This is a genomic window from Antiquaquibacter oligotrophicus (assembly GCF_020535405.1).
Lineage (GTDB): Bacteria > Actinomycetota > Actinomycetes > Actinomycetales > Microbacteriaceae > Rhodoglobus > Rhodoglobus oligotrophicus.
The window spans coordinates 1,313,262-1,325,486 of sequence record NZ_CP085036.1; the positions used below are offsets into that span (position 1 = coordinate 1,313,262).

The 12,225-nt window shown below is 66.8% G+C and carries 12 protein-coding genes; 6 read left to right on the forward strand and 6 right to left on the reverse strand.

Going from position 1 to position 12,225, the window contains the following annotated elements; genetic code table 11:
* The first annotated feature begins 13 nt into the window (after positions 1-13).
* A complete protein-coding gene (locus tag LH407_RS06565; protein WP_322134788.1) occupies positions 14-754 on the forward strand; it encodes an SGNH/GDSL hydrolase family protein in 741 nt (246 codons plus the stop codon).
* Here LH407_RS06565 and LH407_RS06570 read toward each other — a convergent pair.
* Entirely contained in the window at positions 726-1,931 is a 1,206-nt protein-coding gene (locus LH407_RS06570) for an MFS transporter (protein ID WP_322134787.1), read from the reverse strand. The genes LH407_RS06565 and LH407_RS06570 overlap by 29 nt on opposite strands.
* Positions 1,932-2,015: 84 nt before the next feature.
* On the opposite strand from LH407_RS06570, the gene purS reads away from it, so the two are divergent.
* From purS to LH407_RS06585, 3 genes are read left to right on the forward strand one after another with little or no spacing between them, the layout of a single operon-like run.
* Positions 2,016-2,294 carry a phosphoribosylformylglycinamidine synthase subunit PurS gene (purS, locus tag LH407_RS06575; RefSeq protein WP_322134786.1) on the forward strand — a complete coding sequence of 93 codons (279 nt, stop codon included), beginning with the start codon at positions 2,016-2,018 and terminating at the stop codon, positions 2,292-2,294.
* A gap of 1 nt (position 2,295) precedes the next feature.
* A complete protein-coding gene (gene purQ, locus LH407_RS06580; protein WP_322134785.1) occupies positions 2,296-3,000 on the forward strand; it encodes a phosphoribosylformylglycinamidine synthase subunit PurQ in 705 nt (234 codons plus the stop codon).
* On the forward strand, positions 2,997-3,461 hold the full coding sequence (locus LH407_RS06585; RefSeq protein ID WP_322134784.1) for a DUF3817 domain-containing protein: 465 nt from the start codon (positions 2,997-2,999) through the stop codon (positions 3,459-3,461). Before purQ ends, LH407_RS06585 begins: the two co-directional genes overlap by 4 nt.
* On the opposite strand, the gene LH407_RS06590 is transcribed toward LH407_RS06585, so the two are convergent.
* The 3 genes from LH407_RS06590 to LH407_RS06600 are packed head-to-tail and all read right to left on the reverse strand — an operon-like array spanning position 3,458 to position 5,868.
* Positions 3,458-3,856, reverse strand: coding sequence for a DUF1801 domain-containing protein (locus LH407_RS06590; protein ID WP_322134783.1), 399 nt, complete (start codon positions 3,854-3,856; stop codon positions 3,458-3,460). The genes LH407_RS06585 and LH407_RS06590 overlap by 4 nt on opposite strands.
* 9 nt (positions 3,857-3,865) lie before the next feature.
* Positions 3,866-5,023: a mechanosensitive ion channel family protein gene (locus tag LH407_RS06595; RefSeq protein WP_322134782.1), complete on the reverse strand. Its 1,158-nt coding sequence runs from the start codon at positions 5,021-5,023 to the stop codon at positions 3,866-3,868.
* Positions 5,020-5,868 (reverse strand): CPBP family glutamic-type intramembrane protease, encoded by an 849-nt coding sequence (locus tag LH407_RS06600; RefSeq protein ID WP_322134781.1) that lies wholly within the window; start codon positions 5,866-5,868, stop codon positions 5,020-5,022. The genes LH407_RS06595 and LH407_RS06600 overlap by 4 nt, the downstream gene beginning before the upstream one ends.
* 141 nt (positions 5,869-6,009) lie before the next feature.
* Here LH407_RS06600 and LH407_RS06605 point away from each other — a divergent pair, with 141 nt between their 5' ends.
* A complete protein-coding gene (locus LH407_RS06605; RefSeq protein ID WP_322134780.1) occupies positions 6,010-6,942 on the forward strand; it encodes a hypothetical protein in 933 nt (310 codons plus the stop codon).
* Between the two features lie 111 nt (positions 6,943-7,053).
* On the forward strand, positions 7,054-9,351 hold the full coding sequence (purL, locus tag LH407_RS06610) for a phosphoribosylformylglycinamidine synthase subunit PurL (protein WP_322134779.1): 2,298 nt from the start codon (positions 7,054-7,056) through the stop codon (positions 9,349-9,351).
* A 3-nt stretch (positions 9,352-9,354) separates the two neighbouring features.
* Here purL and LH407_RS06615 read toward each other — a convergent pair whose 3' ends face one another.
* A complete protein-coding gene (locus LH407_RS06615) occupies positions 9,355-9,645 on the reverse strand; it encodes a hypothetical protein (protein ID WP_322135038.1) in 291 nt (96 codons plus the stop codon).
* A gap of 110 nt (positions 9,646-9,755) precedes the next feature.
* The gene (locus tag LH407_RS06620) at positions 9,756-12,188 is read right to left on the reverse strand and encodes a sigma-70 family RNA polymerase sigma factor (RefSeq protein WP_322134778.1); all 2,433 of its coding nucleotides are present in this window, start codon (positions 12,186-12,188) and stop codon (positions 9,756-9,758) included.
* Between the last annotated feature and the right edge of the window lie 37 nt (positions 12,189-12,225).

Here is a 12,225-nt window from a genome sequence, read left to right on the forward strand (position 1 = left end):
CTAACATGGCACCGTGAATGGGCTGCAGCGCCTCAGCCGTCTGGCGGTCATCCCGGCGGGCGCGGTTGTTTTTGTGCAGGGGCGTCGGCTGCGGCGCGACACTCCGCGACTGCCGGATGCGGCGGCGCCCTGGTTCGGCGAAATATCCGGCCCGCGCCCCCTCCGCCTGCTCGTCCTCGGCGACTCCACCGCGGCGGGAGTCGGCGCGCCGACGCAGGACGAGGCCCTCCCCGGCCACCTCGCACGTGCACTCCGCAACTTCACGGGGCGAGGCATCCGGTGGCGGGCGATCGGGGAGAACGGAGTGGATGCTCGCGAGTTCATCGAGCGCTATCTGGATGAGGCAACGACACAACCGTGGGATGTGGTGCTCGTGAGTCTCGGCGCCAACGATGCGCTGGGCTTGCGCTCGCGTCGTGCCTTCAGCCGCGACATCCGCGTCATCCTCGACCGCATCAGGTCCACGTCACCGGATGCCCGCATCCTGGTCTCGAGCCTGCCCGCCTTCGCGCGCTTTGAGCTCCTCCCCAACCCACTGCGCTGGAACCTCTCCCTTCACGCCCGAAACCTCGAGGCCGGCGCGCGAGCCGTCGTCGCGACGGTCGACGGCGCCCACATGGCGCCGCCTCCACCGCCCTACACGGAGGGCTTCTTCGCGACCGATCTTTTTCACCCCTCCGCCCAGGGGTATCGCGATTGGGCGCGGTTCGCCGTCGATGACGCGGTCAGCGCTGGAGTGCTCGACCTCGACTGACCGCCGCCGCCCAACCGGCGACGACAACAACGAGAACCCCCGCGATCCACGCGAGTCCGGAGTAGCCGACCAGCGCCAGCACGGGCCCTGCGAGCCCTCCGCCGAGCGCGCCGGCGAGACTCATGATCGTGTCGGTGCGGCCCTGCACACGCAGCCGGGCCTCTCCCGTCACGAGGTCGGAGACGAGTGCCGAACCGGACACGGTGGACGCGCTCCACCCCAGTCCGAGTAGCACGAGCGCGACGACAACGGCCGTGTGGTCCTCAGCGCCCACCCCGATGAGCACAACCGCTCCGGCAAGAAGAGCCTGTCCGCCGAGGATGACGGTCAGTCTGCCCCAGCGGTCGCTGAGCCAACCGAAGAGCGGCGACAGGGCAAACATTCCCGCAACGTGGAGGCTGATGGTGAATCCGACGATCACGAGGGTGGCGCCATGCGTGGTCAAATGCACCGGTGTCATGGACATGATCGCCACCATCACGGCGTGGCTGGCGGCTATGGCCGAGACCGCAAAGATGAGGGCTCCCCGACCCCGCACCACTCCGTCATCCGCGGGGGAAAGTTCGACCGGACGCCCCGCGGCGAGCGAGAGGGGATCGGGTCGAAGCGCAACCAGGTACAGCAGCGTCGCCCCAATTTGCGCCACGAGCGCGATCACGAACGATCCGGTGAGCGGCGGAAGCCCTAACGCGTCCTGGATGACCACACCCGGCCCGATGAGGTTCGGTCCGGCGACGGCGCCGATGGTCGTCGACCAGACGACCAACGACAGATCGCGGCCGCGGCGCTCGGGTTCCGCAATGTCCGTCGCGGCGAAGCGCGCCTGAAGTCCCACCGCCGTACCCACTCCGAGCAGCGCGAAGCCCACGAGCAGCAAAGGGAAGAACTGCAGTCCGGTTGCGAGGACCGTCAACACGGACCCGACAGCTCCCAGGAGCGCCCCGAGGGCCAGCGCCGGTCGACGCCCCAGCCGTTGCGCAAGCCTCGCGAGGGGAATGGATGCCACGGCCGCACCCAGTGTGGATGCCGTGGCCGCGGCCCCCGACAGGCTCTCCCCCGCTATCTCGTTGGCGATGACCGCACCCATCGCGAGGGTCGCGCCCTGTCCGAGCCCCTGGAGCACCTGTCCGGCAACCAGCACCCCGACGATTCGGGACTGGGCGGCTCGTGTACTCACGTACCTAGTCTGCTCGCGATCGTCTATCCCCGGCACCGGTAGACTGGAGCACGTCACCCCACCGGCAACTCTCGGGAGCTCATCGTGCCCACCATCGTCGTCGAAGTCATGCCCAAGGCCGAACTTCTCGACCCTCAGGGCAAGGCTGTCGCCGGTGCCCTCCACCGTCTCGGCAAGAGCGAGTTCACGGGCGTTCGCGTCGGCAAGCGTTTTGAGCTCACCGTCGACGGCCCGGTCGACGAGTCAGTGCTCGCCGAGGTGCGCGCGATCGCCGAGGACATGCTGGCCAACACGGTCATCGAGGACGTCGTGAGCGTGCACGCCGCGGCGACCGAGACGGTCGCGGCGGGCGAGACCCACTGACATGGCTACCCGCATCGGTGTCATCACCTTCCCCGGCTCACTGGATGACCGGGACGCCCAGCGCGCGGTCCGCCTCGCTGGTGCAGAGCCCGTGGCCCTGTGGCACGGCGAACATGACCTTCACGGCGTCGACGCAATCGTGCTCCCCGGCGGGTTCAGCTACGGCGATTACCTTCGCTGCGGCGCGATCGCGGCACGCTCCCCCATCATGAGTGAGGTCATCGATGCCGCGAACGGCGGGATGCCCGTCCTCGGCATCTGCAATGGCTTCCAGATCCTCGTGGAATCGCATCTCCTCCCCGGCGGCCTCATCCGCAACGATCACGGCGACTTCATCTGCCGCGACCAGCGCCTGCGCGTCGAGAACGCGTCGACCGACTGGACGAACGACTTCGTGGAGGGGCAGGAGATCACCATTCCCCTCAAGAACGGCGAGGGCGGATTCATCGCGGATGCCGAGACCATTGCACGCCTCGAGGGCGAGGGCCGCGTGGTCTTCCGGTACCTCGACGTGAACCCCAACGGCTCGATCAACGACATCGCAGGTATCACCAACGATCGCGGCAACGTCGTCGGCCTTATGCCCCACCCCGAGCACGCCACCGAACCCGGCTTCGGCCCGGACACTCCCGCGGCCATGCGGTCGGGTATCGATGGTCTCGCTTTCTTCACGAGCGCCGTCACCGCGCTCGTGGCCTCAGCGTGACCCCGAAGTTTGTCTTCCGTGCCGCGGCGATCGCCGAGGCGATCACGTGGACTCTCCTCATCGCAGCGCTCGTTGTCAGGGCGACGACGGACTTCGCGCTGGGTGTGACGATCGCCGGGGGCATCCACGGTTTCGTGTTCCTCGCGTACGGTGCCACCGCTGTGCTCCTCGCCGTGAACCAGCACTGGCACCCGGGGGTCGCCGCGACGGCGATCGTGAGCGCGGTCATCCCGTACGCCACGATCCCCGTTGAAATGTGGCTCGCGCGTTCGGGTCGCCTCGACGGAGGCTGGCGTCGCGAGCAAACCGATGACCCTCGTGACCGCGTGTGGATCGACAGGCTTGCACGCTGGTTCATCCGCCACCCGCTCGTGCTGCTGGTCACGATTGCGGCCGCGGTTGTGGTGCTCTTTGTGGTGCTGCTCTCGCTCGGGCCTCCGAAGCTGCCCGGGTCGGACTAGGCCTTCTCCCACGCCTGGCGAATGAGCGCCTCGAGCACATCCTCGTCCACGGCGTCGAGCCGCTTAATGTAGAGACATCCCTTGCCGGTGGTGTGTGGTCCGAGCTTGTCGAGCAGGGGATCCGCGGGTCCGTAGTGATTCTGAACGCCGTAGACCGAGATCGCGGCCTTCCTCGGGGAGAACCCCACGATGAACATGTCGTTGGTGCCCGTCGTATTCGTATAGGGCTTCGAGCCGAACCCCACCATGGTGGGACCCCACATCACGGCAGGTTCCCCCGTCACCCTTTCCATGAGCGCGCGCAGGCTGTGACCTTCTGCCCGTCGTCGTGCCTCGGGAACTCCCTCGAGAAACGCGGTCACATCCGCGTCTGTTGGCCGCGTCGCAATCGTCATGTCGGGAGACTACTGCTTTGGCTCGTCGTCGTGCGAGCGAAATCTGTCCCCGCGGGCTTCCGCGTCGGGTGTCCCACTGAACAGGGCGTCGCCGGATGCCCCGGCCCCCGCCCCACGGCGCTTCTGCGTGACCGGCTCGACGAGCTCGACCCTCGTTCGCGGCATCCCGCCACGTTGCCGCTGGACCCACTCGACCAACCGCTCGCGCACGGCGACGCGCAGGTCCCACAGGGTTCCGGCGTCGGGTGCGCTCACGAGCACCCGAACCTGGATCATGCCGCCCTCCGCGCTGGTCACCTGAACGTTGCCGACGCGGCCATCCCATTGCTCCGTCTCGGCCAGCACGCGGTGAAGTTCCTCGCGAAGTCCCGTCGTGGAGATCGTCCAATCGACGTCGAGCATGACGGAGCCGAGCAGCGCGCTGTCCCGCCGGGTCCAGTTCTCGAACGGAGTTGTCGTGAAGTAGGTGGAAGGCAAAACAAGGCGCCGATCGTCCCAGATGTGCACCACCACGTAGGTGAGGGTGATGTCCTCGATGCGGCCCCACTCGCCCCCTGCGATTACCACGTCGTCGACACGAATCGCATCGCTGAGGGCCAGCTGCACACCCGCGAACACGTTCGAGAGCAACGATTGAGCGGCGATACCGGCGACGAGGGACACGATGCCGGCAGAGGCCAGGATGCTCGCGCCGAAAGCCTGAACCGCGGGGAACGTGAGCAGCGCCGCCCCCACCCCAATAAGCCAGACGACCACGACGGCGACCTGACGCAACACCCGCAACTGGGTGTGGACCCTTCGCGCGACGCGATTGTCGGCGACGCCGAGGTCGTACCGAGAATCGGCGAGGGTGAACCCGAAGCGCACGAATCCGGTCGCAAGCCAGGTGAGAGCGAGGATGAAGACGACGAGCGCAGCACCCGAGATTGTTGGTCGGAACGACGCATCCGCGAACACCACGGTAAGCCCGATCCAGAGCAGAACCACCCCGACGAACACCCGGAACGGTAGCCGGGTGTACGTGATGAGAAGGTGCCGCCAGGATCGATCCTTGCCGAGAAGCCTCACGACACCCGAGGCGATCAGGCCAAAGATCCACGCTCCCGCGATGGCCGCGGCGACCGTGATTCCGACGCCGAGCGCAGCTGTCCAATCGAACACGGTCATACGAGGAAGATCGGGATCGACCCGGGGTTGCGCGCGTGCACAATCACGAGGAACACGATCGCGTCGAAGAGGAGGTGCACGGTGAGAACGTACGGGAGGGAACGGGTCTGGAAGTAGATCCAGCCTTGGAGAAGCGCGAACGGGATGGTGAGCAGCGGCCCCCAGGCCTGGTACCCGAGTTCCCACAGGAACGAGACGAAGATGATCGTCTGCAGGATGTTCGCCTGCCAGATTGGGAAGTGCCGTTTGAACAGCACAAACACCGTGAGGATGAAGAAGAGTTCGTCCCACGTGCCGACAGCGTTCACCCCGACGAACAGGCGCAAGATCTCGTGCCACTCGTAGACCGCAGGCCAGTTGAGGTACACACCCGAGGTGATGAAGTAGAACGGCAGTATCGCCCAGCCGAGAATGAGCACGAGCACCAGGTAGCCCCACTGCACTCGTGACCACGGCCAGCCGCCTCTCCAGCGGAAACGGATCGTGTAGTCGCGATAGACGAAGCGCGACACTAGGTAGGGCACCGCAACGGCGAGGGCGAGCACAAGACCCAGAAGGAAGAAGTTGCCCCACGAGATGTCCGCCTCCACCGACACGGTGGAGACGATGACCATGCCCAAGGCGATGAGCGAGAGGTCCTTCGCCAGTCCGCTGGTGAGAGCGCGGCGGTCGAGCAGGTAGGCGATGACGAGGGATGCCACGAGCATCCCGTATCCGGCGATGATCACACCGACGGAAGCGTGACGCCACGCGAACAGGAACAGCGCCGAGGTCGACAGCAGGATGCCCGGCAGGAGCGCCCACGAGAGTGCGGGCTTCGGAGCATCCATCACGTCGGCGGGCACTCCTCCACCCTACGTGCCCCGAGTCGCGCGCGAGTTGGCGCCAGACGACCAAACCGCCCTCGCGAGCATCGATTCGCGACAACTCGACCGCCCTGTGGAGCGGACAGGGCGAGAAACGGGCCGGACCGGCAAGCTCGGGGCATGCCTCGCCGCGTCCCACTCCCTCCCGAACTTCACGGTCGAGCGTTCCGGGTCGCCGATGCCCGTTCATTGGGCATGCGCGAGGGGCGCTTGCGCGGTCCCGATCTCACGGACATTCACCGGGGCGCTCGGGCACCGGCCATCCTGGACCCCGACGATCTCCTCCACGCGTGCGCCGCCTATACCCCACTCCTCGGAAACCACCACTTCAGCCATCTCACCGCCGCACGACTGTGGGGATGCCCTCTCCCCACCTCCTTCAACCGGCATGAGCCGCTCCACGTCTCGACCCCATATCCGGGGCGCGCGCCTCGCCGCCCGGGTATTCACGGCCATCAGGTGCGCGACCCTCGCACCTCTGCACGATTCGGCTTCCCGATCAGCGATGCGGCGAGCACGTGGCTCGCGCTTGCGACCGCGCTGTCGATCGAGGAGCTCGTGGTGTGTGGCGACCATCTCGTGCTGAGCCCGCACGTGCTCGACCCGCACGATCCTCGCCCGTACGTGACGGTGGAGGAACTTGAGCAGCGCGCATCGCTCCATGCAGGCCGCGGGTCGAGAGCCGCGGCATCCGCGCTCCGCATGATCAGACCGGGCGCAGAGTCTCGGCCAGAGACGCGGTTGCGACTTCTCCTCGTCGGGGCAGGTTTACCCGAACCGGAGGTGAACGTCCCCGTGACGGATGCCGCGGGGCGCTGGCTCGGTCGAGGTGACCTCGTCTACCGGCGCTGGTCGACCGTGGTGGAGTACGACGGGGATCACCATCGAACCGACGACATTCAGTACGACCGGGACATCACGCGCATCGACGCATTCCACGCGGCGGGCTGGAATGTCGTGCGCGTGCGCAAGCGCGGCCTCTCGATCGCCCGGGGGGACACCGTAGCGCGGGTCGTCCGCGCCCTGCGTGACCACGGCTGGAACCCGAGTTGACGCTAATCGACCAAACCGCCCTCGCCAGCATCGGTTCGTGACAACTCGCAGAGGTCACCGTCACCCCCGGTAGAATCGGGTAGTTCTCACGCCCCCGTTCCTTGGAGCCTCGTGACCCCCACCTCCGGTGCTGACACCGTTTCGAATGCCGCCGCGACCCCGGAGAAGGAGCAGCCCTACGGCGCGCTCGGTCTCAAGGACAACGAATACGCGCAGATCCGCGAGATTCTCGGCCGCCGCCCCACGAGCGGCGAGCTTGCCATGTACTCGGTGATGTGGAGCGAGCACTGCTCCTACAAGAGCTCCAAAAAGTATCTGCGCCAGTTCGGCCAGAAGGTCTCCGACAACATGAAGAAGAACCTCATGGTCGGCATGGGCGAGAACGCGGGTGTCATCGACGTCGGCGAGGGCTGGGCCGTGACCTTCAAAATCGAGTCACACAACCATCCGTCGTACATCGAGCCGTTCCAGGGTGCCGCGACCGGTGTCGGCGGCATCGTGCGCGACATCATCTCCATGGGCGCTCGCCCCGTAGCTGTGATGGATGCCCTCCGCTTCGGCAAGATCGACGACCCCGACACCGCGCGCGTCGTGCACGGTGTTGTGTCGGGTATCTCCTTCTACGGAAACTGCCTCGGGCTGCCGAACATCGGCGGCGAGACCTGGTTCGACCCGGTGTACCAGGCAAACCCCCTCGTCAACGCGCTCGCCGTGGGTGTGCTCCGCCACGAGGACCTGCACCTCGCCAACGCGCGCGGCGTAGGCAACAAGGTCGTGTTGTTCGGTGCGCGCACCGGTGGCGACGGCATCGGCGGGGCATCCATTCTCGCGTCGGACAGCTTCTCCGAGGGCGGGCCGACGAAGCGCCCCGCCGTGCAGGTCGGCGACCCGTTCGCCGAGAAAGTGCTCATCGAGTGCTGCCTCGAGCTCTTTGCCGGTGACCTCGTGGAGGGCATCCAGGATCTGGGTGCCGCCGGTATCTCGTGCGCGACGTCCGAGCTTGCCTCGAATGGCGACGGCGGCATGGTCATCGACCTCGAGAAGGTGCTGCTGCGTGATCCGTCGCTCACGGCCGAGGAGATCCTCATGTCGGAGAGCCAGGAGCGCATGATGGCGATCGTGACGCCCGAGAAGCTCGAGGGCTTCCTCGCGGTCACCGCCAAGTGGGATGTCGAGACGAGTGTGCTGGGCGAGGTCACCGATACGGGTCGCCTGGTCATCAACTGGCACGGCGAGGAGATCGTCAATGTCGACCCGCGCACGGTCGCCGTCGACGGCCCCGTGTACGACCGTCCCGTCGAGTACCCCACATGGATCGACGCGCTCCAGGCCGACTCGGCCTCGCGCCTGCCGCGCTCCACCGACCTTCGTGCCGACCTGATGCAGCTGATCGGCAGTCCCAACCTCGCCGACAAGACCTGGATCACCAACCAGTACGACCGCTACGTCATGGGCAATACCGCCCTCTCGTTCCCCGACGACGGCGGCATGGTGCGCGTGGACGAGGAATCGGGTCTGGGTTTCGCCGTGGCCACGGATGCCAACGGCCGCTACTGCCAGCTCGACCCCTACCGCGGCGCACAGCTTGCGCTGGCCGAGGCGTACCGCAACGTCGCCGCGACGGGTGCAACGCCGGTCGCGGTCTCCGATTGCCTCAACTTCGGTTCACCCGAGAACCCCGAGGTCATGTGGCAGTTCTCGAAGGCTGTTGAGGGCCTCGCCGATGGATGTCTCGAGCTCGAGATCCCCGTCACCGGCGGCAACGTCTCCTTCTACAACCAGACCGGCGACGTGCCCATCCACCCAACTCCCGTCGTTGCCGTTCTCGGCACGATCGACGACGTCGCACGCCGCATCCCCTCCGGTTGGCAGGACGAGGGCAACAACATCTACCTGCTCGGCACCACACGTGACGAGCTGGACGGTTCGGCCTGGGCGGGTGTCATCCATGACCACCTCGGTGGGCTTCCTCCCGTGGTCGACCTGGCCGCCGAGCAGACGCTGGCCGGCCTCATCGCGGGTGGCGCGCAGGAGAGCCTCATCGCGTCGGCACACGACCTCGCCGATGGCGGACTCGGCACGGCACTCGTCGACAGCGTGCTTCGCTTCGGCGTTGGCGCGCGTGTCTGGATCTCGGAAATCATGGAACGCGACGGGGTCGACGCGACCGCGGCCCTCTTCAGCGAGTCGACGGGGCGGATGATCGTTTCGGTGCCGCGCGAAGATGACGTGAAGTTCCGCGGACTGTGCGAGGGGCGCGGCTACCCCGTGCTGCGCATTGGCGTGACGGAGAACTCGGGTCAGCTCGAGGTGCAGGATCACTTCACGCTTCGGGTGAGCGACCTGCTCGCCACGAACTCGGACACGCTGCCCGCCGCCTTCGGCCCGGTCGTGGGAGCGCGAGCCTAGGCGCTAGCTTCCGCGGAGAACCTCCGCGCCGCGCGACCGAAGGTCGTCTTCCACGTCCGCAACGGGAACTTCGTGTGTGTCGGTCCAGATTCTGGGGGGACGAACCGACCGCGAAGAACCCTCGTCTGGACGACCAGGAAGTGCGCGCGGCGCGGAGGGCTTGTGGGCAACCGACCAGGAGCGAGCGAACCGACGATGTCGGGGACGCTGCAGCCACAGCACGGTTGCAAGCAAGGCGGTGGCACCCAACGACACGAGTGCTGCAATGATGAGCAGCGTCTCGGTGATCGTCATGTGCACCAGGGATGTTGCGACGAGAGTCGCCGCTCCTTCATCCCTGCCTCCAGATAAGAGAGGGCCAGGGGCGAGATCGCTTACGCGAATTTCGGAGAAATTTCGAGAATTCAGTGCGTCGTGAGGGTGATAACGCCGATGGCGTACTGATCGCCGTTCGTTGACGCCGAAACCGTGGCGCGCGCATGCACCAGAGGGCTCGGCGCGAAGCTCCCAACATCTACGCCAAACGAGTTCGTGTGTGATGCCCCCGCGGCCAGCGAGTAGAAGTGGTTGTCCGGGGCTGCACCGTCTCGCGTCAGACCGATCCCGTCCATGGTGATCGTGTCACCAGCGGTGCCGGCGTCTCCTTCCCATGCCACAACACCCGCGGTCACCATCGAGTCATTTTTGCCGGAGACGGTGAACGACACGTCCGAATCAATGACCGGCTCGAACCCATCGAAGACAGCGACTCGCGCACTGGGCACCGTGTCGTCGTCGTAGACAACGACCAGCGCCCAGCCTGCGTGGATGTTCGTTCCCGCGACCTCTCCCGCCGCAACGCTCGCGAGCGGGCCGACTGCGGCATTCGCCGCAGCCCAGGTTCCACTTCCCCCACCAGACACGATGGCGGTGACATCCGCGAAGGACTGGTAGTTCTCGCCGAGCGAGAACTCGGCTCGGTCTACGCGGGACGCGGCGACCGCGGTGAGCTGCCCGTCCGGGGTGAGCAGGTCGATCGAGCCCAGCACACCATCGGACGCGCCCAGGGGAATCGGCGCCGACCAATAGAGACCCGCGAAAACGACATCGGAGCCATCGGGGATCGAGAGGTTCGTGACCGACGAGATGGCCCCGATGCCCGCCTCATCCTGTGCCACGAGTTGCCAGGACTGGTTGTTCCACAGGGCAGGTGCCCCTTGACGTGCTCGTGCGTCGACACAACCGTCGAGCGCTGGATCGCAACTGAGGAAGGAGCCCCCCGCGGATGTGGTCGCCACGGTTCCGTTGGCGACGAAGCGCGTGCCGAGTCCGCGAGTGAGGACGGGGTACTCCGCAGTGGCCTGCGCAGCCGGTGAGCCCTTCGCCGCGACCGCGACACCGGGGAGCTGCTCGACGTCGGCACCGGTGGCGATGCTGACGGGCACGTAGAGGCTCACGGATGATCCAGCGGACACGAGAGGCACAGTGCAGGTGACCTCGCCGACGCCAGCGGTGCACGACCACGTGCCGTCACTGGACCATCCGGATCGCGATTCGTCGAGGTTCACTCCGTCGGGTAAACCGAACTGGACCGATACTGCGCGTGCCGCGGCGGTCCCGCCGTTGCTGATCGTCGCTCCGAGCATCCCGTCGCGACCGAGCACGAGAGCGCCGAGGTCCTCCATCACGACCGCGAGATGCGGGTTTCCCGTAGGAGTGGGCGTGGGCGTGGGCGTCGGTTTCGGAGTCGGAGGGTCCGACGGTACCGGTGCAACAACCTCGGGCTCGCGAGGATTTGGAATGCGGGTCGGCGCGGGGGTTGGCGTCGGCATAGGAGTAGGGGTCGCACTGGGTGTTGGGTCTGGCCTGACCGGAGCGGACGTCGTGATGGGAAGGTCGCGTGTACTCGACGTGTCCTGCGGCGATTGGGGCGACAGCCCGACGACGATGATCGCGGCCGTCGTTGCGAGAGCCGCGGTACCTGCGACAACCGCGACCGCGACACCGATTCGCGCCGCGCGCCCGGCAGGCGCCGGCCCTGGGATGCCCGTGGCCGAAGCCTGCCCCGGCTGAGATCCTGCCGCGAGGGCGGCGGCCGCTCCCCCACCCAGGATGAGCGGCGCGATGATGGCGCGAAGGCCGTGACCCACGTCGCGCAGTTCCCGGAGAATGGCCGCGCACTCCTCGCATTCCTCAACGTGTCGCTCGACCTTCGCCGACTCGCGCGCGGCCAGTGTGCCGTTGGCGTACGCCCCGAGTTTTCCCCGAAGGGCCGTGCACTCAGCGCCCCGAGCATCCGAGGATACGTGCGCCTGCAGATACGCCTCACGCAGGCCCTCGCGCGCTCGATAGGCGAGCGCGGAGACACCGTTTGCCGTGAGCCCGAGGAGCACTGCCACTTCGGGCGGGCGCAAGCCTTCGACCTCGAGGTACCACAGCACCGCCTGCCAACGCTCGGGTAGCCCGGCAAATGCTGTGGTGACCATGCGGTTCTCGAACGTTCCGACAGCGGGGTCGCCCAACTCGTCCGGCTCGTCGTACGGTGTGAAGTCGTCGGTGACCTGCGTGCGGCGTGACTTCTCGGTTGCTTCGTACGCGAGTCGACGGATGGTCGTGTAGACGTAGGCGCGGAAGGACACGTCCGGCCCGCCTCCACCGCGGAGCACCGCGTACGTCTTCTCGAACGCGTCGCTCACGAGATCGTCGGCTGAGAAAGAATCTTGTGCGTAGTACCGCGCCATGGCGGTTGCGGCTCCGGCATGCCGAGCATAGAGCTCGCCGAACGCCGAGGGGTCGCCGGATCGCACCGAGCTGATGAGCTCAGCGTCACTTCGGCTATCGCCCTGCGGTAGGTGCATGTCCCATCTCCGGCCCCGACCGTTGCGCCAGGCGGGC

Coding starts and splice junctions, on each gene's coding strand:
- LH407_RS06615 (WP_322135038.1), bottom strand. CDS start 9,645: ATGACGATCACCGAGACGCTGCTCATCATTGCAGCACTCGTGTCGTTG.
- LH407_RS06590 (WP_322134783.1), bottom strand. CDS start 3,856: ATGACGATTGCGACGCGGCCAACAGACGCGGATGTGACCGCGTTTCTC.
- LH407_RS06595 (WP_322134782.1), bottom strand. CDS start 5,023: ATGACCGTGTTCGATTGGACAGCTGCGCTCGGCGTCGGAATCACGGTC.
- purQ (WP_322134785.1), top strand. CDS start 2,296: ATGGCTACCCGCATCGGTGTCATCACCTTCCCCGGCTCACTGGATGAC.
- LH407_RS06605 (WP_322134780.1), top strand. CDS start 6,010: ATGCCTCGCCGCGTCCCACTCCCTCCCGAACTTCACGGTCGAGCGTTC.
- LH407_RS06620 (WP_322134778.1), bottom strand. CDS start 12,188: ATGCACCTACCGCAGGGCGATAGCCGAAGTGACGCTGAGCTCATCAGC.